This window comes from Streptomyces sp. NBC_01241 (genome assembly GCF_041435435.1).
Lineage (GTDB): Bacteria > Actinomycetota > Actinomycetes > Streptomycetales > Streptomycetaceae > Streptomyces.
In genome coordinates this window covers 3,675,784-3,699,136 of record NZ_CP108494.1, presented here as the reverse complement: position 1 = coordinate 3,699,136, position 23,353 = coordinate 3,675,784, and the positions used below count along the sequence as shown (strand labels likewise).

Annotated in this window: 20 protein-coding genes and 1 pseudogene; 9 read left to right on the top strand and 12 right to left on the bottom strand. The window is 70.2% G+C overall.

All coding sequences use genetic code 11. The features are described from left to right. Positions 1-40: 40 nt before the first annotated feature. Positions 41-1,813 carry an arginine--tRNA ligase gene (gene argS / locus OG306_RS16330; RefSeq protein WP_371666249.1) on the bottom strand — a complete coding sequence of 591 codons (1,773 nt, stop codon included), beginning with the start codon at positions 1,811-1,813 and terminating at the stop codon, positions 41-43. Between the two features lie 227 nt (positions 1,814-2,040). On the opposite strand from argS, the gene lysS reads away from it, so the two are divergent. After that, positions 2,041-3,807 carry a lysine--tRNA ligase gene (lysS, locus tag OG306_RS16325; RefSeq protein ID WP_266746892.1) on the top strand — a complete coding sequence of 589 codons (1,767 nt, stop codon included), beginning with the start codon at positions 2,041-2,043 and terminating at the stop codon, positions 3,805-3,807. A gap of 153 nt (positions 3,808-3,960) precedes the next feature. Here lysS and OG306_RS16320 read toward each other — a convergent pair whose 3' ends face one another. The 3 genes from OG306_RS16320 to OG306_RS16310 form a co-directional block, all read right to left on the bottom strand. Next, a complete protein-coding gene (locus OG306_RS16320) occupies positions 3,961-5,385 on the bottom strand; it encodes a DUF2637 domain-containing protein (RefSeq protein WP_266906274.1) in 1,425 nt (474 codons plus the stop codon). 249 nt (positions 5,386-5,634) lie between these two features. Beyond that, positions 5,635-6,423, bottom strand: coding sequence for a DUF3558 family protein (locus OG306_RS16315; RefSeq protein ID WP_266906276.1), 789 nt, complete (start codon positions 6,421-6,423; stop codon positions 5,635-5,637). A 211-nt stretch (positions 6,424-6,634) separates the two neighbouring features. Then, positions 6,635-7,486, bottom strand: coding sequence for a DUF3558 domain-containing protein (locus OG306_RS16310; RefSeq protein ID WP_371665416.1), 852 nt, complete (start codon positions 7,484-7,486; stop codon positions 6,635-6,637). 170 nt (positions 7,487-7,656) lie between these two features. Here OG306_RS16310 and OG306_RS16305 point away from each other — a divergent pair, with 170 nt between their 5' ends. Beyond that, a complete protein-coding gene (locus OG306_RS16305) occupies positions 7,657-8,850 on the top strand; it encodes an RtcB family protein (protein WP_266746888.1) in 1,194 nt (397 codons plus the stop codon). Between the two features lie 103 nt (positions 8,851-8,953). Here the strand turns inward: OG306_RS16305 and OG306_RS16300 are convergent, their stop codons facing one another. Both OG306_RS16300 and OG306_RS16295 read right to left on the bottom strand, forming a co-directional pair. Continuing rightward, positions 8,954-9,712 carry an SDR family NAD(P)-dependent oxidoreductase gene (locus OG306_RS16300; protein ID WP_266746887.1) on the bottom strand — a complete coding sequence of 253 codons (759 nt, stop codon included), beginning with the start codon at positions 9,710-9,712 and terminating at the stop codon, positions 8,954-8,956. A 54-nt stretch (positions 9,713-9,766) separates the two neighbouring features. Beyond that, a complete protein-coding gene (locus OG306_RS16295; protein ID WP_266746886.1) occupies positions 9,767-10,102 on the bottom strand; it encodes a YnfA family protein in 336 nt (111 codons plus the stop codon). A 324-nt stretch (positions 10,103-10,426) separates the two neighbouring features. Here OG306_RS16295 and OG306_RS16290 point away from each other — a divergent pair, with 324 nt between their 5' ends. Continuing rightward, positions 10,427-10,801: a hypothetical protein gene (locus OG306_RS16290; protein WP_323183873.1), complete on the top strand. Its 375-nt coding sequence runs from the start codon at positions 10,427-10,429 to the stop codon at positions 10,799-10,801. Between the two features lie 64 nt (positions 10,802-10,865). Here OG306_RS16290 and OG306_RS16285 read toward each other — a convergent pair whose 3' ends face one another. Further along, positions 10,866-12,323 (bottom strand): FAD-dependent monooxygenase, encoded by a 1,458-nt coding sequence (locus OG306_RS16285; RefSeq protein ID WP_266906279.1) that lies wholly within the window; start codon positions 12,321-12,323, stop codon positions 10,866-10,868. A 134-nt stretch (positions 12,324-12,457) separates the two neighbouring features. On the opposite strand from OG306_RS16285, the gene OG306_RS16280 reads away from it, so the two are divergent. Next, complete coding sequence (locus OG306_RS16280; protein ID WP_371665415.1) at positions 12,458-13,033, top strand: TetR/AcrR family transcriptional regulator; 576 nt, start codon at positions 12,458-12,460, stop codon at positions 13,031-13,033. A gap of 259 nt (positions 13,034-13,292) precedes the next feature. Here the strand turns inward: OG306_RS16280 and OG306_RS16275 are convergent, their stop codons facing one another. Then, positions 13,293-14,033: a Mut7-C RNAse domain-containing protein gene (locus OG306_RS16275; RefSeq protein ID WP_266746882.1), complete on the bottom strand. Its 741-nt coding sequence runs from the start codon at positions 14,031-14,033 to the stop codon at positions 13,293-13,295. Between the two features lie 68 nt (positions 14,034-14,101). On the opposite strand from OG306_RS16275, the gene OG306_RS16270 reads away from it, so the two are divergent. Further along, positions 14,102-14,539, top strand: a complete 438-nt coding sequence (locus OG306_RS16270) for a GNAT family N-acetyltransferase (RefSeq protein WP_266746881.1) — start codon at positions 14,102-14,104, stop codon at positions 14,537-14,539. A gap of 2 nt (positions 14,540-14,541) precedes the next feature. Here the strand turns inward: OG306_RS16270 and OG306_RS16265 are convergent, their stop codons facing one another. Beyond that, entirely contained in the window at positions 14,542-15,078 is a 537-nt protein-coding gene (locus OG306_RS16265; protein ID WP_266746880.1) for a GNAT family N-acetyltransferase, read from the bottom strand. Between the two features lie 39 nt (positions 15,079-15,117). After that, entirely contained in the window at positions 15,118-15,951 is an 834-nt protein-coding gene (locus tag OG306_RS16260) for a helix-turn-helix domain-containing protein (RefSeq protein ID WP_266746879.1), read from the bottom strand. A gap of 90 nt (positions 15,952-16,041) precedes the next feature. Here OG306_RS16260 and OG306_RS16255 point away from each other — a divergent pair, with 90 nt between their 5' ends. Next, positions 16,042-16,614 (top strand): TIGR03086 family metal-binding protein, encoded by a 573-nt coding sequence (locus tag OG306_RS16255; protein WP_266746878.1) that lies wholly within the window; start codon positions 16,042-16,044, stop codon positions 16,612-16,614. Between the two features lie 311 nt (positions 16,615-16,925). Here OG306_RS16255 and OG306_RS16250 read toward each other — a convergent pair whose 3' ends face one another. Next, entirely contained in the window at positions 16,926-17,834 is a 909-nt protein-coding gene (locus tag OG306_RS16250) for a universal stress protein (protein ID WP_266746877.1), read from the bottom strand. A 523-nt stretch (positions 17,835-18,357) separates the two neighbouring features. Between OG306_RS16250 and OG306_RS16245 the strand changes: the two genes are divergently transcribed. After that, positions 18,358-19,119, top strand: coding sequence for an HAD family hydrolase (locus OG306_RS16245; RefSeq protein WP_266746876.1), 762 nt, complete (start codon positions 18,358-18,360; stop codon positions 19,117-19,119). Then, positions 19,119-21,821 carry a glycoside hydrolase family 65 protein gene (locus tag OG306_RS16240; protein WP_371665414.1) on the top strand — a complete coding sequence of 901 codons (2,703 nt, stop codon included), beginning with the start codon at positions 19,119-19,121 and terminating at the stop codon, positions 21,819-21,821. The genes OG306_RS16245 and OG306_RS16240 overlap by 1 nt, the downstream gene beginning before the upstream one ends. A gap of 109 nt (positions 21,822-21,930) precedes the next feature. Here the strand turns inward: OG306_RS16240 and OG306_RS16235 are convergent. Then, positions 21,931-22,572 (bottom strand): annotated as a pseudogene (locus tag OG306_RS16235) (TetR/AcrR family transcriptional regulator); the annotation flags it as partial. Between the two features lie 123 nt (positions 22,573-22,695). Between OG306_RS16235 and OG306_RS16230 the strand changes: the two are divergent. Then, entirely contained in the window at positions 22,696-23,256 is a 561-nt protein-coding gene (locus OG306_RS16230) for an NAD(P)H-dependent oxidoreductase (RefSeq protein WP_266746874.1), read from the top strand. Positions 23,257-23,353 lie beyond the last annotated feature (97 nt).

The following is a 23,353-nucleotide window of genomic DNA, read 5'->3' as shown; positions in this document are numbered from 1 at the left end:
GGCCACCGGGCCGGTGCGTACGGGCTGACTGACGTCCCGGTCAGAGGCGCTCGGGCGTCCTGATGCCGAGCAGCTCCATGCCCTGGTGCAGGGTGCGGGCGGTGAGGTCCGAGAGGAAGAGGCGGTTCTCGGCCACATCGGCCGGGACGTCGGACTTCAGCACCGGGCACTGGTCGTAGAACGTCGTGAACAGCGACGACAGCTGGTAGAGGTACGAGGCCAGCTTGTGCGGCTCGTACGCGGCGGCGACCTCGGCCACGATCTCGCCGAACTGGTCCAGGTGCAGGCCCAGCGCGCGCTCGGCCGGGGCCAGCTCCAGCTCGGGGTGCGGCTGGGGCTTCCGCTCGCCCGCCTTGCGCTTGATGGAGCGGGAACGGGCGTGCGCGTACTGGATGTACACGCTCGTGTCGCCGGTCAGCGACACCATCTGGTCCAGGTCGAACTTGTAGTCGCGGGCGGCCGACGTCGACAGGTCCGCGTACTTCACCGCGCCGATGCCGACCTGCGTGGCCCGCTCGGTGATCTCCTCGTCGGTGAGGTCCTGTGCCTTCTCGCGCACGACCGCGGACGCCCGGTCGATCGCCTCGTCCAGCAGGTCCGCCAGCCGGACCGTCTCGCCCTCACGGGTCTTGAACGGCTTGCCGTCCTTGCCGAGCACCGTGCCGAAGGCGAGCTGCACGGCCTTGACGTCCTCGTTCAGCCAGCCGGCCCGGCGGGCCGTCTCGAAGACCATCTTGAAGTGCAGGGACTGCCGCGCGTCCACCACGTACAGCAGGGTGGACGCCTTGAGGTTCTGGACCCGGTCGCGGATCGCGGAGAGGTCCGTCGCCGCATAGCCGTAACCGCCGTTCGACTTCTTGACGATCAGTGGCACCGGGTTGCCGTCCGGGCCCTTCACATCGTCGAAGAACACGCAGAGCGCGCCCTCGGAGCGGACGGCGACGCCCGACTCCTCCAGCAGGCGGCAGGTCTCCGCCAGCATGTCGTTGTAGCCGGACTCGCCGACGATGTCGGCGTCGCGGATCTCCATGTCGAGCTTGTTGAAGACCGAGTAGAAGTAGATCTTCGACTCGTCGACGAAGCGCTGCCACATGGCGAGGGTTTCCTCGTCACCGGCCTGGAGGGCCACGACCCGGTCCCGGGAGCGGGCCTTGAACTCCTCGTCGGAGTCGAACAGCACCCGCGAGGCCTTGTAGAGCCGGTTCAGGGAGGACATGGCGGCCTCACCGTCCGCCGCGCCGCCGTCGGCCTCGTGGTTCAGCTCGCCCGGGTGCTCGATCAGGTACTGGATGAGCATGCCGAACTGGGTGCCCCAGTCGCCGATGTGGTGGCGCCGGACCACGGTCTCGCCCGTGAACTCCAGGATCTGCGCCATCGCGTCCCCGATCACCGCGGAACGGAGGTGACCGACGTGCATCTCCTTGGCCACGTTCGGCTGTGCGTAGTCGATGACCGTGGTGCCCGCGGCGCTGTTGTACGGGACACCGAGGCGGCCCTCGTCGTCCGCGTCACGCGCGGCGAGGGTCTCGATGATCGCCCGGTCGGCGAGCGTCACGTTCAGGAAGCCGGGGCCGGAGACCTCGATCTCCTTGATCAGGCCGCCCGCCGGGATCGCGGCGGTGACCTGGGACGCCAGTTCGCGCGGGTTGCCCTTGAGCTTCTTGGCGAGGGCCAGGATGCCGTTGGCCTGGAAGTCGGCCCGGTCGCTTCGTCGCAGCAGCGGGTCCGCGGTGCCGGCATCCGGCAGAGCTGCCGTCAGGGCGTCCGCCAGCTGCTGCTGGAGCGTGGAAGCGAGGGAATTGACCGAGGCCATGGGCTGGCTGCCGTTTCCGTAGGAGTACAAGGGATCACACCCAGTATTCCACGGCGAGTAAAGCCGTTTTCGCGCTGTCGGTGGGACCTGGGACAATGGGCAATGCCCTACGAGTCCCGCAGGGGTTTGTCCCTGCCAAGGGTTTTGCCCTGCCAGGGGTTTGTCCCTGCCAGGAGTTTTGCCCCTGCCAGGGGTTTGTCCCTGCGAGCCCCACAAGAGAGAAGGACGTGCAGACCGTGGCTCAGAGTCAGAGCAGCACCGAGACCGACTGGGTCTCCCGCTTCGCGGACGATGTCATCGCCGAATCGGAGCGTCGTGCGCCTGGCAAACCGGTCGTCGTCGCGTCCGGCCTCTCCCCGTCGGGCCCGATCCACCTGGGCAACCTCCGCGAGGTCATGACCCCGCACCTCGTCGCCGACGAGATCCGCCGCCGCGGGTACACCGTGCGGCACCTGATCTCCTGGGACGACTACGACCGCTACCGCAAGGTTCCGGGCGGCGTCCCGGGGGTCGACGAGTCCTGGGCCGAGCACATCGGCAAGCCGCTGACCTCGGTGCCCGCCCCGCCCGGATCCGCGTATCCGAACTGGGCGGAGCACTTCAAGGCCGCCATGACCGCCGCACTGGACGAGCTGGGCGTCGAGTACGACGGCATCAGCCAGACCGAGCAGTACACGGCGGGCACGTACCGCGAGCAGATCCTGCACGCGATGAAGCACCGCGCCGACATCGACGCCGTCCTCGACCGGTACCGGACGAAGAAGGACCCGGGTGCGGCGGGCGCCAAGGGCGGCAAGAAGCCGCAGCAGCAGAAGAAGGTCGACGAGGCCGAGCTGGAGGCCGAGGCGGGTTCCGGCGCGGCCGGCGAGGACGACGGCAGTGGCGGCTCGGCCGGCTACTTCCCGTACAAGCCCTACTGCGGCAACTGCGAGAAGGACCTCACGACCGTCACGTCGTACGACGACGACAGCACCGAGCTGAACTACACCTGCACGGCCTGCGGCTTCGCCGAGACCGTCCGGCTGAACGAGTTCAACCGCGGAAAGCTGGTCTGGAAGGTCGACTGGCCGATGCGCTGGGCGTATGAAGGCGTGATCTTCGAACCGAGCGGTGTGGACCACTCCTCGCCCGGCTCCTCGTTCGTCGTCGGCGGCCAGATCGTCCGCGAGGTTTTCGACGGCGTCCAGCCGATCGGCCCGATGTACGCCTTCGTCGGCATCTCCGGCATGGCGAAGATGTCCTCCAGCAAGGGCGGCGTGCCGACCCCGGCCGACGCGCTGAAGATCATGGAGGCGCCGCTGCTGCGCTGGCTGTACGCGCGCCGCAAGCCCAACCAGTCCTTCAAGATCGCCTTCGACCAGGAGATCCAGCGGCTCTACGACGAGTGGGACTCGCTGGCGCGCAAGGTCGCCGACGGCTCGGTGCTGCCGGCCGACGCCGCCGCGTACGCGCGGGCCATCGGCACGGCCGCAGGTGAGCTGCCGCGCACGCCCCGCCCGCTGCCGTACCGCACGCTCGCGTCGGTCGTCGACATCACGGGCGGGCACGACGAGCAGACGCTGCGCATCCTGAGCGAGCTGGACCCGGAGAACCCGCTGACCTCGCTCGACGAGGCCCGGCCCCGCCTCGACCGCGCCGAGAACTGGATCACCAGTCAGGTCCCGGCCGAGGCCCGCACCATCGTCCGCGACGAGCCGGACAAGGAACTGCTCGGCTCGCTGGACGAGCAGGGCCGGGAGTCGCTGCGGCTGCTCCTGGAAGGGCTGGACACGCACTGGTCGCTGGACGGGCTCACCACGCTCGTCTACGGCGTGCCGAAGATCCTGGCGGGCCTGGAGCCGGACGCCAAGCCGACGCCCGAGCTGAAGGCCGCGCAGCGGTCGTTCTTCGCGCTGCTCTACCGGCTGCTGGTCAGCCGGGACACGGGACCGCGGCTGCCGACGCTGCTGCTGGCCGTGGGGGCGGACCGGGTGCGCAGGCTGCTGGGCGCGTAGGAGGTAGTCAGCACAGAGGGCCGTCACCCGTTGATTCGGGTGACGGCCCTCTGCCGTTGCCGGTTCCGTCGCGTGCTCGGCGCGTGTTCGGCGCGTGTTCGTCGCGTCCGTGCTGGTTCCGGCTTTGAACGCCGGGACGGGCGGGGCGGGGTCCTACGCGATGTGGTTCTCCGCCATCTCGGTGTCGAAGCGCTGCTTGAATCCCGGCAGAAGGCGGCGGAGCAGGGCCGCGCTGCGGGGATGGCGGACGTTGTGGCCGTCGGAGAGGTGTATGTCGAGGACCTCCGCGCTCGGGTAGTCCTGGTGCGATTTCGTGTACGCGGTGAACACCTCGTACGCGATCTTGCCGAACTCGACTTCGGCCTCGGCCCACTCGGACGGGTCGGGCTCCTGCTGCTGCACGGGCCGGGGTTCCGGCTCCTCGGGCTGCGGCTGGGGCTGCGATTCCTGGTGTTCCGCGGTGCGGGGGCCTGGGACGGTGCCGATGGTGCCCACGTTGCCCAGGGGGCGGGTGCGGCCGCCGGCGCCCGACGGGACCATGATCGGGGTCGGCTCCAGGCCCTCGACGTACGTCGGGTTGTACGCACCCTCGTACGCGTCGTCCGGGACGTGGGCCGCCGCGAACCAGGGGCTGTCGTGCGAGCCGGGGCCCTCCTGCGGCCACTCCTCGGAGGCGGGGGCCGGCTCGGAGGGATGGGCCGGCTCGGAGGGGTGGGCGTGCTGCTGCTCTGCGAGGTGCTGCTGTTGCTGTTGCGGGTGCTGCTGGGATTGCTGTTCCGGGTGCTGCTGGGGTTGCTGCTCCGGGTGGGGCTCTGCGTACGGCAGTTCCGGGAACTCGTCCGGCCCGGACGAGGTCAGGGCCGGCGCCGGGGCGGGGGGTAGCAAAGCCGGTTCGATGCCTGCGGCGGCGAGGCCGGATGGACCGGTGTCGGCCAGTGGGACGCCGTACTTCGCCAGGCGTAGTGGCATCAGGGATTCGATGGGGGCTTTGCGGCGCCAGTTGCGGCCGAAGCGGGCCTGGAGGCGGGCCTGGTAGATCAGTCGGTCCTGTTCGAGTTTGATGACCTGCTCGTAGGACCGGAGTTCCCAGAGCTTCATGCGCCGCCACAGCTTGAATGTCGGTACGGGAGAGAGCAGCCAGCGGGTGAGCCGTACGCCTTCCATGTGTTTGTCGGCGGTGATGTCGGCGATCCGGCCCACGGCGTGCCGGGCGGCCTCGACGGAGACGACGAACAGCACGGGGATGACCGCGTGCATGCCGACGCCGAGCGGGTCGGGCCAGGCTGCGGCGCCGTTGAAGGCGATCGTCGCGGCGGTCAGCAGCCAGGCCGTCTGGCGCAGCAGCGGGAAGGGGATGCGCATCCAGGTCAGCAGCAGGTCCAGGGCGAGCAGGACACAGATACCCGCGTCGATGCCGATCGGGAAGACCAGCGAGAAGTTCCCGAAGCCCTTCTGCAGCGCGAGCTCGCGCACCGCCGCGTACGAGCCCGCGAAACCGATCGCGGCGATGAGCACCGCACCGGCGACCACGAGCCCGATGAGTATTCGGTGGGTGCGTGTCAGCTGCATCGCGGCCACCCGCTTCCCCTCCCCGTTTCCCGTATCCGACGCCCTGCGCTGATGCTCTGCTTCGACGTCCTGCTTCGACTTCCGGCGGGCACAGCCTGGCACATGAGGGCGCGGCGTGTTGCGCGGGGAGGGGCGAGGCCCGGTACTCGGGGGAGAACCGGGCCTCGTAACGGGCTTGGTGATGGGCTTCGTAAAACTGCTTCTGGGCAGGGGTGTTGAGGGGCGTCCCGAGGGGCCTGCCGCGCCCTGCCGCGTCGGCTAGCTCGTCTTGGCGGACTTGCTGGGCTCGGCGGACTTGCCCGGTGCGTCCGGCTTCGTGTCGGCGGCGGCGGGGGTGGCGACCGAGGCGACCGCCTCCTTGGCCGCCTTCTCGGCGCCCTTCAGGATGTCGTCGGCGGACGGGGTCTTCGCGCCCGCGTAACCCGCGCCGTTGTAGGTGAGGGTGACGACGACGTTCTCCGTACGGGCCACGATCGTTGCGTACTTGAAGTCCTCACTCGTCTTGGTGAGGTCGTACGTGATCTTGGTGGCCTGCTCGCCGATGCCGCTGACGGGCCCCTCGGCGACCTTCTTCGCACCCTCGGCCGCCTTGGCCTTGGCTACCTGCTTCGCGTAGTCCTGCTGCGCCCGCTCGGCGCCGCTTCCCAGGGCCTGGTCCGAGTCGAAGCGGGTGAAGCCGACGTCGAGCCAGCGGTACTGGGAACCGTGCACGCCCTTGTCGGCGAGGCCGTTCCAGGAGCAGCCGGCGCGGTACGACATGTCGCTGGAGTTGGCAGGCGTGCCGCTCTTGGACTTCGCATAGGGGACCAGGGAGGTGACCGTCTTCTTGGCGATCGACTTGCACGGGTCGGGCAGCGCGGCGAACTTGGCGGGCGCGACGCTCGCTTCCGACTTCTTTGCGCTCGGTGCCGCGGACGACGAGGACGAAGCCGACGAGTCCTTCTTGTCCTTGCCGCCGGAATCCGACGAGCAGCCGGCGACGACGAGCATCACCGGAACGGCGGCGCAGGCGAGTATGCGGGAGAGTCGCGGGGCTGAACGGTGCATGGTTCCTTCACTCGGGTGGCGCGGCGGTCGGGCTGCCAGGTGGTCGGCGGACGTTCCGGGAGGAGCCGGGGGCGTTTTGGGTGGTGTCCCGGTTGGTGTGTTCCGGTTGGTGTTCCGGAGGGCCACGGTACGACGGACAGCGATCGGATGCCGCCTCGGTCGGGTGCTCGGCGGGCGGGGACGGTGCCGGTCCGGGGCGCCCCGGGCGGGGCTATTCGCTGAACTTCTCGACCAGCTTCCGGGCCAGGGACTGGGCCTTCTCCTGCAGTTCCTTGCTGTCGGGGACCACCGTGGAGACGGTCGGCTGCTCGGTGTACTGGACGGTCACGATGACGTTCGATGTGCGGAATACCACGCTCACCGTGCGGTTCTGTGTGGTGGAACCAGCCCGGGTGAGCAGATCGTCCAGAAATGCACTGTCCCCGATGCCGTCGAGGGTGCGCGGGGCGAGGTTCTCGTCGGAACTTCCGGAACTGTCAGCCGTAATGCCGTCGGTGTTTGCGCTGTTGTTCCTGTCGGCGCTGTCGCCTCCGGGTTCGTCCGCGTTCTTGTCCTTGGAGGCCGAGGCGGAGGGCGTCTGCTTCTTCGTGCTGCCGGGCGTGGCGGCGTCGGTGGCGGCATCGGTGTTCGCGTCCGCTGACAGGCCGGCGGCGGCCTCCTTCTTCCCGTACACCTCGCGAGCCCGGTCGTCATCGCTCACCGAGGGGTCGTAGGACACGACCCGCTCGAAGTCGACGAAGAGGGTGCGCGAGGAGTCGGAGGCCTCGGACTTCCAGCGGCAGCCGACGCGGCGGTCGGTGTCGTAGGTGACGGTGGCCGCGCCGTCGTACACCTTCTTCTGCTGGTCCTCGGGCAGCTCGGCGGCGCCCGGAAGCAGGTCCTTCAGGGTGGACGACGCGACGGCGCGACAAGGATCGAGGAGGGTGCGGTACTTGCCCGGAGCGGCGGTCGCGGCGGTTGCCTCGCCGGGCTTGCTGTCGGGGGCGGAGCCACCCGTTCCGGTGCTGGCACTGCAGCCGACGACAAGCGCTGCCAATAGCGCGGTGCCGGGTACGTACGCCATTCGTCGCACGGTCCTGGGCTCCCTTCGTGCGAAAAACGCTTGCCGCTCGGTGGCGACCGGTGGAGACAATGTGTATCGCACGCGCCGCTGTGATTGCCGGTCGGCCGACTTATTTGTCGATCTTGGCACCGGTTTTGCGCTTTCAGGCTTTTCGGGGGAATCGAGGAAGTATGTCGTATGTAGAGGTGCCGGGCGCGAAGGTTCCGATCCGGATGTGGGCCGACCCGGCTTCGGTCGAGGACGTTGCGATGCGGCAGTTGCACAACGTGGCCACCCTGCCCTGGATCAAGGGGCTCGCCGTCATGCCGGACGTCCACTTCGGCAAGGGTGCGACGGTCGGTTCGGTGATCGCGATGCGCGGAGCGGTGTGTCCGGCGGCGGTCGGCGTGGACATCGGCTGCGGGATGTCCGCGGTGAAGTCGTCCCTGACGGCCAACGACCTGCCGGGTGACCTGTCCCGGCTGCGGTCGAGGATCGAGCAGGCCATTCCGGTGGGTCGCGGCATGCATGACGACGCCGTGGACCCGGACCGGGTGTACGGCCTCTCGTCGAAGGGGTGGGACGACTTCTGGGGAGAGTTCGACGGGGTGGCCGACGCGGTCAAATTCCGTCGGGAACGAGCCACGAAGCAGATGGGAACGCTCGGATCGGGAAACCATTTCATCGAGTTCTGCCTCGACGAGTCGGGTTCCGTCTGGCTGATGCTGCACTCCGGATCGCGGAACATCGGCAAGGAACTGGCCGACTTCCACATCGGGCAGGCGCAGAAGCTGCCGCACAACCAGAACCTGATCGACCGTGACCTGGCCGTGTTCATCGCCGACACCCCACCGATGGCGGACTACCGGAACGACCTGTTCTGGGCTCAGGAGTACGCGAAGCGCAACCGCGCGATCATGATGGGGCTCCTGAAGGAAGTCGTCCGCAAGGAATTCAGGAAGGCCAAGGTCACCTTCGAGCCGGAGATCAGCTGTCACCACAACTACGTCAGTGAAGAGCGCTACGAGGGCATGGACCTGCTGGTCACCCGGAAGGGCGCGATCCGTGCCGGGTCCGGTGAGTACGGAATCATCCCGGGCTCGATGGGCACCGGCTCGTACATCGTGAAGGGCCTAGGGAACGAGAAGTCCTTCAACTCGGCCTCGCACGGCGCCGGCCGGAAGATGAGCCGGAACGCGGCGAAGCGGCGCTTCACGGCGCGGGACCTGGAGGATCAGACGCGGGGCGTGGAGTGCCGTAAGGACTCCGGCGTCGTGGATGAGATTCCGGCCGCGTACAAGCCGATCGAGCAGGTCATCGAGCAGCAGCGGGACCTGGTGGAGGTCGTCGCCAAGCTCAAGCAGGTGGTGTGCGTGAAGGGCTGAGGCCCCTTACGCATGAGAAACGAGGGCCCCGGGCTGGATTGCGCGTCCGGGGCTCGCTTGTGTCCGGGCCCGTCCGGCTGCTCCGTTCAGGGTCCCGGAGGGCTCAGGCGGTGCGGTGGACCTTGGTGTTGGAGGCCTGGGCGCGGGGGCGGACCACCAAGAGGTCGATGTTGACGTGGCTGGGGCGGGTGATGGCCCAGGTGATGGTGTCGGCCACGTCGTCGGCGGTGAGGGGGGCCTCGACGCCCGCGTAGACCTTTGCCGCCTTCTCGGTGTCGCCGCGGAAACGGGTGGTGGCGAACTCCTCCGTCTTGACCATGCCGGGGGCCACCTCGATGACGCGGACCGGGGTGCCGACGATCTCCAGTCGGAGCGTCTCGGCCAGGACGTGTTCGCCGTGCTTGGCGGCCACGTAGCCGCCGCCGCCCTCGTACGTGGAGAGGCCCGCGGTGGAGGAGAGGATCACGATCGTGCCGTCGCCGCCCTCGGTGAGCGCGGGGAGCAGGGCCTGGGTGACGTTGAGTGTGCCGATGACGTTCGTCTCGTACATCTGGCGCCAGTCGGCAGGGTCGCCGGTGGCGACGGGGTCGGCGCCGAGCGCGCCGCCCGCGTTGTTGACGAGGACGGCGAGGGTGCGGAACGCCGTGGCGAACTCGTCCACGGCGTCGCGGTCGGTGACATCCAGGGCGTAGGCCGTTGCCTGGTGGCCCGCCTGGTTGATCTCGGCAGCGAGTGCCTCGATGCGGTCCTTGCGGCGGGCGGTCAGGACCACGCGGTAGCCGGCGGACGCCAGCCGGCGGGCGGTCGCGGCGCCGATGCCGCTGCTCGCTCCGGTGATGACGGCGATCGGGGTGGCGGCCATGGCGGACTCCTCGGACAGCAGATCGGTACGGGGTCAGGATAGGCAGGCGTGCGGTCAGTGGTTGCGGGGGGCGTACATGATGACGGCCATGCCGGCCAGGCAGATCAGCGCGCCGATCACGTCCCAGCGGTCGGGGCGGTAGCCGTCGGCGACGACGCCCCAGGCGATCGAGCCCGCGACGAAGACACCGCCGTACGCGGCGAGGATGCGGCCGAACTCGCCGTCCGGCTGGAGCGTGGCGACAAGACCGTAGACGCCGAGTGCGATGACGCCGGCGCCGATCCAGATCCAGCCCCGGTGTTCACGTATGCCCTGCCAGACGAGCCAGGCGCCGCCGATCTCGAAAAGCGCGGCGACGACGAACAGGGCTACAGAGCGGGCGACGACCATGGACTCAGCGTGTCATGGGAGGGGAGGAAGCCGGGGCCAGGGGGCGAGGCCCCGGGCCGAGGAGGAGCCGTGGGCGAGGCGCGGGGGAAGGCGCGCCGAACTGGTGGGTAAATATGGATGATTCGGGGCGATCTGTATCTTCGGGGCATGGTAGTGACACGTAGAGGTGCGCCTGTGGAGCCTGCTGCGGCCGCAGCGGCGGTAGCTGTGGCTATGGCTGTGGTGCTCGGGATGGGTGGCGCGGCTGCGGCTGCGGCTGCGGCTGGGGCTGGGAGCGGGAATCGGGCGGGGGCGGCAGCCGGGGGGATCTCGCCCGAGGCGGACGTGTCGCACCACGGGCATGTCTCGCTGTGGGGTTCGGGGCTCGGCGTCTGGGTGCAGAGCGTGAACTATGGTCCGTCGAACCTGGCCGATATGACCGTGCGGGTGCGTACATCGGTGATGCTCTCCGGGCGGCAGGAGCTTCCGGAAGGCTGTCTGCAGGCGGACCGGCTGACCGTGCTGTGCCGGACGGGTGCGCTGCGCACGGACGAGACGGAGGGGCGGCAGCTCGCCGTCGAACTGCAGCTTGCGGGGCAGCCGGACGAGGTCGTCGTGCGGGTCGACACGCTGTGGAACGGCGGGGCGACCGACCGGAACCCGCAGAACAACGACCACGAGGTACTGGCCCCGGCCACTGGGGACGAGTACGTGTTCTGACCGTCGGCGGCCCGCGATGCCGGCACGACGGGCGCTGTGGATGCTGCGGGTGCGAGGTGGGTGTTCATAGCGTGAGTGCGGTCTGCAGGGCCGCCTGGTCGGCGTGGTCGCTCGCCCAGGCGATGTAGCCGTCGGGGCGGATGAGCAGCGAGGTGGTGCGGTCGCTCCTCCAGTGGGCGTGCACCAAGGGGATGGGCGATGCCGGAGTGGTGGCGTCGGCGGGGGTGACGAGGACGAACGTGCCGTCGCGCAGGAGTTGGTGGAGGCGGCCCTCCCGCAGGCTCAGATCCGGGGCGCGCTTCGCGGTGAGGGGGTGGGCGCCGCGCGGGGCCGCGTAGGCGATCGAGATGCCCGAGACCTGGCCGATCGCCTTGTCGGCGGCGGGCCGGACCGTGGACAGCACGGTGGCGGCGAGCGCTCGGACCGTCCGCTGGAGCGGCGTGCGGGCCATGGCGAGGCGGATGAGTGCGCCACTGGAGCGGAGCACCATTGCGCCGACCGGGTGCCGTTCGGCGTGATAGCTGTCGAGCAGCGCCTCCGGGGCGGTCGTCTGTCCGCGCAGAACGGCGGCGAGCTTCCAGGAGAGGTTGGCGGCGTCCTGGAGGCCGGTGTTCATGCCCTGCCCGCCTGCGGGGGAGTGGACGTGGGCGGCATCCCCGGCGAGGAAGACCCGGCCGGTGCGGTAGGCGGGCACCTGGCGTTCGTCGCTGTGGAAGCGGGAGATCCAGCGCGCGTCGTGCATGCCGTAGTCGGCGCCGAAGGCGCGGCGGGTGATCTCGCAGAGTTCATCGAGGTCGACGGGGTCGCTGTCGGCGGCCTGGTGGGCGCGGCTCCAGCCCATCACGCGGTACCAGCCGTCGCCGAAGGGGGCGATGAAGGCGAAGGCGTCCCCCACTCCGTTGACCGTCAGGAGGTCCGGGGGCTCCTCGGCGAGCCGGACGTCGGCGAGGACGATCGACCGGATCACGGAATCTCCGGGGAAGGGGAGACCGAGCGCCTGACGCACTCGGCTGCGCACGCCGTCGGTACCGACGAGGTAGCGGGCCCTGAGCGTGGTCACGCTGCCGTCCGCCTGGCGCAGTTCGGCGGTGACGGTGTCCGATGAGGCGTCCTGATGGAGCGCGGTCAGTTCCGTGCCGTAACGGAGATGGACGCCCGTGGTGCGGGCGCGGCGCTCCAGCAGGTGCTCCACCTCGTACTGCGGGGTGATCAGCACGAAGGGGAAGCGGGTGTGCAGCCGGGAGAGGTCGAGCGAGAGCTTGCCGAAGAAGCGGAGGGCGGAGAGAGGGGTGCCCGTCTTGATGAGCTCGTCGGCCACACCGCGGGTGTCGAGCAGTTCGAGCGTACGGGCGTGTACGGCGAAGGCGCGGGTCATGTTGCTGGTCTCGTGCGGGCGGCGCTCCGCGAGTGCGACCGAGAGACCTTGGGCGGCCAGGTCGCCCGCGAGCAGCAGGCCGGTGGGGCCCGCGCCCACGACGAGGACGTCGACGGTGTCGGGTGTGGTGCGCGGGGTGGTGGTCATGTCTGCCTCCTGGGCCCGTTCGTCAGCTGGCACCTTCGTGCAATTCGCGCCAACAACCGTTGGTCAACGCTTGTTGGCAACGGTAACTCTGCCGTGACTGGCGTGTCAACACTTGTTGGCCTACAGTTGTTGGCATGAAGACGAAGCCCGCTACCGCCAACCGCCGCTCGGACGCCACGAAGGCCGCGATTCTCGAAGCCGCGCGCGAGCGGTTCGCCGCCGACGGGTACGAGCGCGCCACGATCCGGGCCATCGCCCGTGACGCGAACATCGACCCGTCGATGGTGATGCGCTACTACGGCAACAAGGAGGGTCTGTTCGCCGCCGCGTCCGTGATCGACCTGCGGATGCCCGAGCTGGGCGCGATACCGGGCAAACACATAGGCGCCGCCCTCGTCGCGCACTTCCTGGACCGATGGGAGGGCGACGACGTGCTCACGGGCCTGCTCAGGGTCGGTGTCACCAACGACGCCGGAGCCGAGCGGATGAAGGCGGTCCTGGCCGAACAACTCGGTCCGATAGCGGTCGGCGTCTGCCCGGACCCGGCTGCCGCCCCGCGCCGTGCGGCTCTCGTCGCTTCGCAGATCCTGGGGATGGCGCTCGCACGCTACGTCCTGCGGATCGAACCCGCCGTCTCGATGCCGCGCGAGGAAGTGATCGCCTGGCTCGCGCCCACCGTTCAGCGCTACCTGACCGCCGAGCGGCCGTAGAGCGGCCGTAGAGCAGCGGGTCGGCCGACAGTGACCGCCTCGTGCACCCTCTGCGTGCCGCGGAAATCCCGGGGGCACCGCAGTGTGCGGCGCGGTGCGGGGCGGCTGCCGCGCTGAGCACTCGGCAGGCCGCGGCGTTGCGGGAGGGTAGCCCGTCAGTATGCGAACCCTGGGATTCCTGGGGTTCCTTGGGTTCGTAGGGTTCCTGGGGTTCCTTGGGTTCGTAGGGTTCCAGGGGTTTGTGGGGGTTCCTCGGCTCTCAGGGCTGCGGGGGAGCGGACGCGAAGTCGTGGAGCGCCTTCTTGACGATCGCGTCCAGGTGGGTGTGGTGGGCGCCTCGCCAGTAGACCCGGTCGCACTCCGTGCATTGCGCGAAGACGTCGTACGAGCGCCGGGTTCCGTGTTCCAGCCGGCCGCTGACGGAATCCTTGTCGGCAGCCTTCAGCGGGCCGTTGCAGGCGGTGCATCTGGTCCAGGGGGCGAGATGCGGGGTGAACCGTTCCAGCACGTCCCGCAATTGGTCCTCCGGCCGGTCGCTGTAGACATACGCCCCGGCCCAGATCTCCCGCCGGTGCAGCAGCCCGCGGTCCCGGGAGAGCAGTACGCGGCGCTCGTCCGCGGACCGGGCGGCCAGTGCGGCATCGCCGATGTCCTCGCTCTCGTACGCCGCGTCGACACCCAGCAGCCGAAGCCGCCGGGCGAGCGTGCCGAGGTGGACGTCGAGCAGGAACCTCAGAGGCGCGCCCGGGACGTGCTGGGGGCGTTCCACGGTGCGCACCTCGACCACTTCGCCCGCTCTCGGGATGTGGGAGACGGATACGGGGCGGCCGTCGACCAGGAGCTGCCCGGCCTCGGTGAGCGGGATGCCGAGCGACTCCACGACATGGCCGAGGGTGGACGCGCCGTCGGTGGTCACGGCCGAGCGCCCCCGGCGGCGTTCATGGGCGACGAAGAGCCGCAGCTCGGGGGCGACTTCGAGGTGGATCTGCGGTCCGTTCACCCCGTCAGGATGTCATCGGGTGGGGTGTGTCGGCGAGGGCTTTCTCCTCGCGTGCCTACAGTTCCCGCATGAAGATCCTCGATCTCGAACCCGGCGATGCCCGACTGGCCGCCGACCTGCTTCCCGTACTGCGTGAACTCCGCCCGCACCTCACCGAGGACCTCTTCGGGGAGGTGTATGAGCAGGGGCACCCGCAGGGGCTGCGGTTCAGCGCCGCCTATGACGACGAGGGCGCCTGCGTGGGCGCGGCCGGCTGGCGCGTCGTCCACAACACCAGCCGGATCCGGATGCTGTACGTCGACGATCTGGTGACTGCCGAAGGGTCTCGTTCCACCGGTGTCGGCCGCCGGCTCCTCAGGCACATCGAAGGGCGGGCCAGGGCGGCCGGCTGCCTGTACCTCAATCTGGACTCGGGTACGCAGCGCACCGACGCCCACCGTTTCTATCTGCGGGAGCGGCTGAGCATCGGCGCGTTCAATTTCGACAAGGCCCTCGACCTGGACTGAGGTCAGCCCTCCTCGTCCGGGGTGAGGTCCAGCCGCCAGTTGTTCGTCAGCAGCGCATGGCCGGGTGGGTACTCGAAGTCGCACGCTCCGATCAGGGTGAAGCCCGCCTTGCGGCACACCGCGTTCGACGCGCCGTTGTCGACCGACGGATAGGCGTGCAGATAGCGGTGCCTGTGCTCGGCGCGGGCCTGCTCGGCCACGGCTGTCGTGGCGGCCGTCGCGATGCCCAGGCCCTGGTGTCCGGGGAGGACGGCCCAGCCCGTCTCGTACACCTTCCGGCCCTGCCAGGTCCGCTCCCAGAAGCCGATCGTGCCCACGGCCTCGTCCCCGCCGGCCAGGGCGATGCGGAACATCCTGCCCCGGCCCGTGCGGCCCGCGCTCATCTCCACATAGCGCTCGTGGCGCGCTATGAGCAGTTCCTCCGACTCGGGTCCGCCCAGATGGTCCATCAACTCCGGTGCGTTGGCACGGCGGAGCAGTTCCAGGTCGGTCTCCGACCAGGGCTCGATCCGTACGGAAGATGAAGCGGTGCGTTCCATGTCGAAACTGTAGAACGGGACACTGACAGTGGTGCAGGGTCAGTGTGGGGCGAACGATGTCGGGGGGACGCCGACCGTTGCCGTGAAGTCCCTGACCAGGTGGGCCTGGTCGCTGTAGCCGAGTTCCACCGCGAGTGCCGCCCAGTCCACCTCCGGATCCGATGCGGCCCGCTCCAGCGCCTCATGGATGCGGTAGCGGAGGATGACCCACTTGGGGCCGACTCCGACATACGTGGCGAAGAGCCGCTGGAGCGAGCGCGACGACAGCCCCTCGACGCGGGCGAGTTCGTCGACGCGGCGCACCGTGCGGTCCGTACGGATCAGGTCGGCCAGGGCCATCGCGCGCTCGGCCTGCGGGTCCGGTTCCGGGCCGAGCGCCAGCAGGTACGCGTCGAGCGCCGCCACCCGCGCGTCCTCGTCCACCGGGTCCAGCACGTCCGACGGCGGGGCGGGCGGAGTGAACACCTCGTCCGCGGGAAGCCGCCGCCCCGTCCACGCGGAGACCGGCCGGTTCGGTGCGAACGGGTGGAATCCGCCGGGCCGGAACTGCACCCCGCAGACCCGTCCCCGCCCTTCCAGCTTCTGCGTGAAGAGCTCCAGGCCGATGCCCGAGATCTCGGCCAACCCGGCGCCGTGGTGGTCCTCACCGGTCCGGGGCCCACCCCCGGTCCCGTACCGCTGGAAGACCAGGTTCACAGACGGGTGCGGCACCAGATGGGAGACGTAGGGCTCCGGCAGATCCCAGTCGATGAGCCAGTAGTGCTCCAGGTACGGCCGCAGCCCGGGGGCGGGTTCGCGGCGGCGGAAGCGTACCTGCGCGAAGAGTTCGGGGGCGTCGACGATGCCCCGGGTGTCGCGTCGCGGACCTGGCATGGCCGCGATCCTACGGCGGGCACGGAACTCAGTGGGAGCGATGTCGCGTTTCTTCAAGCGCCCGGCCGTCCCGGCGTGCAGGGTCGCAGGATGGAGAAAATCAGCGAGCTGCTGGAAACGGCCGCCGGACGGGCAGTTCCCGTGCTGGCCGGGATAGACGACAACAGGCTGGGGGACCCCACGCCGTGCGCGGAGTACGACGTACGGGCCCTGATCAACCACCTCTTCCAAGTGGTCGTCAACTTCCAGGCCCTGGCGGCCAGGAAGGAGGCCGACTTCGGTGCGGTGCCGGACGCCGTCACGGGGGACTGGCGGGCGCGTTTCGGCGAGGAGACGGCCAAGTTGGTGGCGGCCTGGGCCGTGCCCGGGGCCGACGAGGGCACCGCGGGGGCCATGGGGCTGCCGGCCAGGACTGTCGGGAACATGGTGCTGGGCGATCTGACCGTTCACGCGTGGGACCTTGCGCGGGCCACCGGCCAGGAGTTCGTGCCGGACGAGTCCGTGTTGAACGAGATCGGTCCGGGGCTGGCCGCGATGGCGCCGATGGCCCGGGAGGCGAAGGTGTTCGGCGACCCGTACCCCGTACCGCAAGGGGCCGGCCCCTTCGAGCAGGTGCTGGCGCTGACCGGCCGGGACCCGGGCTGGCGTCCGTCCGGCGCGTGATACCGGAATCGGGGGCTGGACCGACGTCCGGGCCGGCGTCCGTCCGGTGCGTGGCGCCGGGTGGTGGAGGAGGTGCGTCCGTCCGGTGCGTGGCGCCGGGTGGTGGAGGAGGTGCGTCCGGGCCGTCGTCGTAGAGGCTGCCGATCCACGCTGCCTCCCCGCCTTCGTGCGGACGTTGTCGCTCACGGCGTCGCCGGGATCCGATCCCGCCGAGCGGACCTCGACGCGCTCCGAGCTCGTCGACCCGGCCGCCGAGAGCTCCTCGCCCCCACGGGCTGGACGGCGCCCGACGGTGCTGCGGAACCTTCCGCTCAGTCCGTATCGGGCCCGGGCTCGGGGCGGTGGTAGGCGTCGGGGACGACGGCGACCGGGCAGGGCGCGTAGTGCAGCATCGCGTGGTTCACCTGGCCCAGGTGGGTGCCGTGCCATCCGCTGGGCCGCCGCGCGCCGACGACCAGCAGTTCCGCGCCTTTGGCGGCTTCGATCAATTCCTGGTGGACCGGCCCCTGCACCACCGACCTGTGGACGGTGACGTCCGGGGCGCCGGTCCGGTCCAGCCGCGCCAGTACCTCTTCGAGGTGCTCCTCGGCCTGCCGGTGGTGCGCGGAGGCCGGGGAACCCGAGATGAGCGGATGGACCACCGCGTGGTGGGCGGGGCGGCGCCAGGCCCGTACGGCAACCAGTTCGCCGTGGCGCGAAGCGGTCTGGGCGAGGGCGAAGACGGTGGCCGCCGACGGTTCCGCGGCGTCGCTGATCCCGACGACGACGCGGCCGGACTGCGGCGGGGTGTCCGGTGTCCTCGCCGGGATCACCACGACCGGGCAGTGGGACCGGCCGGAGAGCGCGAGACTGACGGAGCCCAGGAGCATCCCGGCGATCCTCCCGCGGCCGCGGGAGCCGAGGACGACCATGGCCGCCTCGTGGCTCTCCCTGACGAGTGCGGCCACCGGGTCCTCGGGTTCTACGGAGGCCGTCACGGCCACCTCGGGCCCGAGCCGCTGGGCGCGTTCACGGGCGGTGGCGACGAGATGCTCGGCGAGGGCCTTTTCGGTGGGACGCTCGCTGTCGGAGTCGGGGCGCATGCCCTCGTAGCGTTCCCACAGCGAGGCGTGGACGACGCGCAGGGGGTGCTGGGAGCGGGCCGCTTCCGCCGCCGCCCAGTCCAGGGCGCGGAGACTGCCCTCTGATCCGTCCACTCCGACGACTACGGGAAGCCGCATCGCTCCCACCGCCTTCCGTACGGATGTCTCTACGGTTCTTCGATTCTGTTTCTACGGTTCTGTTTCTTCGGTTCTGCTTCTACGGCTCGATGGTCAGTATCTGGTCCAGCGCCTGACCGGCGCGCAGCCAGTCCACGGCGTGATCGCCGGGGGTGGTCGGCAGGGTCCGGCCGGCGCACGGGTAGCGGAACTGCCGGGGCTGGGCGTTGTGCAGGGAGGGGCGGCGGTGGCATCGGCTACGAGGCCGCTCATCGTCGTGTCGTCGAGTGGCCGGCTGAGCATCGGGACCCCCGGGAGATCGGGAACGTTCGATGTCCCTCCAGCATGGAACAGATCTTGTTCCGGTGGGTTGGGCCGTTCGTGCCGTCCCGGGCTCCGTACGGCCCCTCGCGCCATGCAAACACTGGGACCACTGGGACCACTGGGGCGTCGTGACGCCGGGACATCGTACGGAGCCACGCCGTGCCCCTGCGCCGGAACCGTGGTGGCATGAAACAGCGCCCCTGACGAAGGGACCCTGATCGTGGCAGCAGCACTGTCCCCGGCACCGTGCCTGCGCTCCGTGCGGGCCGTGGTCTTCGACACGGACGGAGTGATCACCGACTCCGCCCGGAGTCACGCCGCAGCCTGGAAGAAGGCGTTCGATTCCTGTCTGTCGGCCGTCGAGGGACAGCGGCCCTTCGATCCCGTCGGCGACTACCTGCGCCACGTCGACGGCCGCTCGCGGAGGGACGGCGCGGCCGCGTTCCTGGCGTCGAGGGGGCTCGACCTCCCCGAAGGCAGCCCCGACGACGCGCCCGGAACCGCGACCGTGTGGGCGATCGCGGCCCGCAAGGACGAGCTGTTCACGCAGAGCCTGCGTACCGACCCGGTCGACGTCTGGCCCGGCACGGTCCGTCTCCTCGACGTGCTGCGCGGCGAACAGATGCCGTGCGCCGCCGTATCCGCGTCCCGGCACGCGACGGAACTGCTGTCGCGGGCCGGCCTCATCGACCGGTTCGACGCCGTGGTCGACGGGAACGAGGCGCAACGGCTGCGGCTGCCGGGAAAGCCGGACCCCGCGCTCTTCGTCGAAGCGGCGAGGCGCCTGCGGGTCCCGGTCCGGGACACGGCCGTGGTGGAGGACGCGCTGGCCGGGGTCGAGGCCGGGCGTCGGGGCGGCTTCGGACTCGTGGTCGGTGTGGACCGAACGGGCGGCCCGACCAGCGCCGCCGAACTGCGCGACCACGGCGCCGACCTCGTGGTGTCCGATCCGGGGGAGCTGCTGACGGCCGGTGACGACTGATGACGCAGGCCTGGACCTGGTCGTACGAGGGGTACGACCCGCAGGAGGAACGGCTGCGGGAGGCGCTGTGCACGCTCGGCAACGGGTACTTCGCCACCCGCGGAGCCGCGTCCGAGACACCTGTGACATCTATGAGGCCTGTGCCACCTGTGCCACCTGTGCCACCTGTGCCACCTACGACGCCTGGGACGCCTGAGACGACGTCCGAGGCGTGGCCGCACTACCCCGGCACCTATGTGGCGGGCTGCTACAGCCGGCTGACCTCCACGGTCCGGGGCCGCCGGGTCGAGAACGAGGACCTGGTCAACCTCCCGAACTGGCTGCCGCTGCACTATCGCATCCGCCCTGCCGGTGCCGCCCCGGGACCGTGGCTCACCCCGGACCACGAACACCTCGTGGAACACGGCCAGTCACTCGATCTGCGCGGTGGCACGCTGACCCGCCGATCCGTCTACGAGGACGAGGCGGGCCGGCGGCTGTACGTGGAGCAGTGCCGTCTGGTGCACATGGGCGATCCGCATCTCGCCGCCCTGCACACGGTGTTCCGGGCGGAGAGGTGGGCGGGCGTGATCGAGGTGGAGTCCGGGATCGATGGTGGCGTCCGCAACTCCGGCGTCGCGCGGTACCGGGATCTGTCGAACCAGCACCTCACCGGCTGGGTGACCGGCGCGGACGAGGACGGTGTGGTGTCGCTGAAGTGCCGCACGGTGGAGTCGGACATCGGTGTCGCGCTGGCGGCCCGCACGCTGGCGGTGTACGGCGGTGAAACCGGCCCCGACACCGACATCAGTACCGACTGCGACCGCGACTCCGCCCCCGCCCCCGACTCCGCCCCCGCCCCCGACTCCGCCCCCGACTCCGACTCCGCCCCCGACTCCGCCCCCGACTCCGCCCCGGGATCCGATGCCCGCCCTCACCCTCGCCCCCACCTCCATCCCCACCCCCGGCAGACGGAGAAGACGGTCTTCCAGCGGCTGGTCCTGCCGCTGGACCCGGACTCCGACACCACCGCCACCGTCGCCGTCGACAAGACGGTCGCCCTCCACACCACCCGCGACCTTGCGATCGGCAGCCCGTTGCGGGCAGCCGTGGCCGCGGTGCGAAGGGCCCCGGACTTCGCACAGTTGTTGTCCTCGCACCGGCAGGCCTGGGCCGACCTGTGGCGGCAGGTCCGGCTGGACGTCCCGGGCGAGGCGGGACGCGTTCTGCGGCTGCACCTCTTTCACGTACTGCAGACGCTCTCCCCGCACACCGCCGGACTCGACGTCGGCGTACCGGCCAGAGGGCTGCACGGCGAGGCGTACCGCGGCCATGTCTTCTGGGACGAGCTGTTCGTACTGCCGTTCCTGAATCTGCATCTCCCGGAAGTCTCCCGGGGCCTTCTCGACTACCGCTACCGGCGGCTGCCCGCGGCCTGCCGGGCGGCGCGCGAGGCCGGCCGGGCGGGGGCGATGTACCCCTGGCAGAGCGCCGCCAACGGACGCGAGGAGACCCAGGAACTCCATCTCAACCCGCACTCGGGGCGGTGGCTGCCCGACCGCTCCCGGCTGCAGCACCATGTCGGCTCGGCCGTCGCGTACAACGTGTGGCAGTACTGCCAGGCCACCGGGGACACGGAGTACCTCTACTCCAGGGGTGCGGAGATGCTGTTGCAGATCGCCAGGTTCTGGGCGGACAGCGCCACATGGGACGAGTCCCTGGCCCGGTATCGCATCCGCGGTGTCGTCGGGCCGGACGAGTACCACGACGGCTATCCGGGAACGGAGGCGCCAGGCCTCGACGACAACACGTACACGAACGTGACAGCGGCCTGGGTTCTGTCACGTTCGACGGAGCTGTACCGGACGCTGCCCGAGACACGGCGGCGGCGGCTGTGCGACCAAATGCGTCTCGATTCCGCCGAACCGGAACGCTGGGAGGACATCTCCCGCCGGCTGCACGTGCCGTATCACCAGGGCGTCATCAGCCAGTTCGCCGGTTACGGGGAGCTGGAGGAGCTCGACTGGGCGGGGTACCGGAGGCGGTACGGGGACATCCGGCGGCTGGACCGGATCCTGGAGGCGGAGGGCGACACGGCCAACCGCTACCAGGCGTCCAAGCAGGCCGACGTGCTGATGCTCGGCTACCTCTTCTCACCGGAAGAACTCGCGGGTCTCTTCCGGCGGCTCGGGTACTCGCTGGACGAGGACGGCTGGCGCGCCACCGTCGACTACTACCTCGCGCGTACGAGCCACGGCTCCACGCTCAGCTCCCTGGTCCATGCATGGGTTCTGGCCCGGGCGCGCCGCGAGGAGGCGTGGAAGTACTGCGTGGAGGCCCTGACCGGGGACGTGGCCGACATCCAGGGCGGCACCACCGAAGAGGGCATTCACCTGGGGGCGATGGCGGGCACCCTCGACTTCGTGCAGCGCGGAATGACGGGGCTGGAGACCCGCGACGACGCACTGTGGCTCGCGCCGGCCACGCTGCCGCAGCTCTCGAAATTCGGGATGCGGATCCGGTTCCGCCGCCACTGGGACGTGGACCTGCGTCTGCGTTCCCAGCGGCTCCGGATCGCCGTACCGGACTCGGACGACCCGGCCGTCCGGGTCGTCCTGGGTGGCCACACCCATGTGATCACACCCGGTACGGCCCGCTGGCTCGATCTGCCCCCGACCCGTCACAGCCCTCCACCGCCGGGCCCTCCACCGCCGGGTCCTTAACCGCCGGGCCCTCCACCGCCGGGTCCTTAGCCGCCAGGTCGCGCGAGTCGGCACAGTCCGTCCGGTCAGACGAGTCCGTACAGTCCGCCCGGTCCGACGGCCGGGGCGCCCCGAGCCGTGTGACCAGGTGGTGCCAGCCTTCCTCCAGGCGCTCCAGGGGTATGCCGCGCTCCTGCGTGAGGTGGTGGACGAGAGCGGTGTCGACGGACGCGAGCAGGGTGTGCGCGAGCAGTTCCGGGTCGCCCGTCACCTGCGCCCCCCGCAGCAGCATCGCGATGTGGCTGACCCGCAGACGGCTGGCCGGGACGGCGTAGGTGCGCAGCGGGTCGGTCCGGCCGGCCAGGATCAGGGGGTGGTGATCGCGTTCGTGGCGCAGGACGGCGGGCCCGAAGGCGTGCAGCCGTTCCGCCGCGGGGGCGTCGGGGCCCAGGGGCGGCGGACCCGAGAGGAAGGCGGCCTGGAACTGCACCTCCCGGTGGTCCAGGAGCGCGATCAGGAGACCGGCCCGGTCGCCGAAGCGCCGGAAGACGGTGCCCTTGCCGACCCCTGCGGCGGCGGCCACCGATTCCATGGTCAGGTCCGCCGCTCCGCACCGGGTCATCAGCCGGGAGGCCGCGTCCAGCAGGCGGGTGCGATTGCGTGCGGCGTCCGCCCGTAGCTGCGGCGGTTCATCGGTCGGGGCGAGAGGGAGACTCGTCCGTGCATCGCCGGGGTCGGACGGTCTGAGCGGCGGGGTATCGGGACCGGTCATGGACTCAGAGTAGCGTCCGGAAGAGAGAAGTGGACCGCGGTCCGGTTAAGTGGTACAAATTTCAACGGACCGTGGTCCGCTTGAAGCCGTTTCCGAAGTTTTTTGCCCTCTTGGGAGTTCCTCATGTCTGTACGCGTCCTCGCACTCGTCGGCAGCCTCCGCGCCGGCTCGCACAACCGTCAGCTCGCCGAAGCCGCCGCCAAGCACGCCCCCGAGGGCGTCGACATCGAGCTGTACGAGGGTCTGGCCGACGTGCCCTTCTACAACGAGGACACCGACGTCGAGGGAGGCGTCCCGACCGCCGCCGTCCAGCTGCGCGAGGCAGCCGGCCGGGCCGACGCCTTCCTGCTGTTCTCGCCCGAGTACAACGGCACCATGCCGGCCGTCCTGAAGAACGCCATCGACTGGCTGTCCCGCCCGTTCGGCGCCGGCGCCATCTCCGGCAAGCCGGTCGCCGTGGTCGGCACCGCCTTCGGTCAGTACGGCGGCGTGTGGGCGCAGGACGATGCCCGCAAGTCCGCCGGGATCGCAGGCGGTGTGGTCCTGGAGGACGTCAAGCTGTCCATCCCCGGCTCCGTGACGCGCTTCGCCGAGACCCACCCCGCCGATGACACCGAGGTCGTCACCGCGCTCACCGAGGTCATCCGCCAGGTGTCCGAGCAGGCCACGTCCGCCGCTGCCTGACCCCCGCCACGTGCGGCGGCGGCCCGCAGAGGATGCCGAGCCGCCGCCGCACAAAGCCGTACCGCACAGGCGGCGTGGGCGAGGCCGACATCACCGG

Excerpts from the sequence above, each read along its gene's own strand:
- argS (WP_371666249.1), bottom strand. The coding sequence starts at position 1,813 with ATGGCCTCGGTCAATTCCCTCGCTTCCACGCTCCAGCAGCAGCTGGCG.
- OG306_RS16315 (WP_266906276.1), bottom strand. The coding sequence starts at position 6,423 with ATGCACCGTTCAGCCCCGCGACTCTCCCGCATACTCGCCTGCGCCGCC.
- OG306_RS16310 (WP_371665416.1), bottom strand. The coding sequence starts at position 7,486 with ATGGCGTACGTACCCGGCACCGCGCTATTGGCAGCGCTTGTCGTCGGC.
- OG306_RS16305 (WP_266746888.1), top strand. The coding sequence starts at position 7,657 with ATGTCGTATGTAGAGGTGCCGGGCGCGAAGGTTCCGATCCGGATGTGG.
- OG306_RS16300 (WP_266746887.1), bottom strand. The coding sequence starts at position 9,712 with ATGGCCGCCACCCCGATCGCCGTCATCACCGGAGCGAGCAGCGGCATC.
- OG306_RS16295 (WP_266746886.1), bottom strand. The coding sequence starts at position 10,102 with ATGGTCGTCGCCCGCTCTGTAGCCCTGTTCGTCGTCGCCGCGCTTTTC.
- OG306_RS16285 (WP_266906279.1), bottom strand. The coding sequence starts at position 12,323 with ATGACCACCACCCCGCGCACCACACCCGACACCGTCGACGTCCTCGTC.
- OG306_RS16280 (WP_371665415.1), top strand. The coding sequence starts at position 12,458 with ATGAAGACGAAGCCCGCTACCGCCAACCGCCGCTCGGACGCCACGAAG.
- OG306_RS16270 (WP_266746881.1), top strand. The coding sequence starts at position 14,102 with ATGAAGATCCTCGATCTCGAACCCGGCGATGCCCGACTGGCCGCCGAC.
- OG306_RS16265 (WP_266746880.1), bottom strand. The coding sequence starts at position 15,078 with ATGGAACGCACCGCTTCATCTTCCGTACGGATCGAGCCCTGGTCGGAG.
- OG306_RS16260 (WP_266746879.1), bottom strand. The coding sequence starts at position 15,951 with ATGCCAGGTCCGCGACGCGACACCCGGGGCATCGTCGACGCCCCCGAA.
- OG306_RS16255 (WP_266746878.1), top strand. The coding sequence starts at position 16,042 with ATGGAGAAAATCAGCGAGCTGCTGGAAACGGCCGCCGGACGGGCAGTT.
- OG306_RS16250 (WP_266746877.1), bottom strand. The coding sequence starts at position 17,834 with ATGCGGCTTCCCGTAGTCGTCGGAGTGGACGGATCAGAGGGCAGTCTC.
- OG306_RS16240 (WP_371665414.1), top strand. The coding sequence starts at position 19,119 with ATGACGCAGGCCTGGACCTGGTCGTACGAGGGGTACGACCCGCAGGAG.
- OG306_RS16230 (WP_266746874.1), top strand. The coding sequence starts at position 22,696 with ATGTCTGTACGCGTCCTCGCACTCGTCGGCAGCCTCCGCGCCGGCTCG.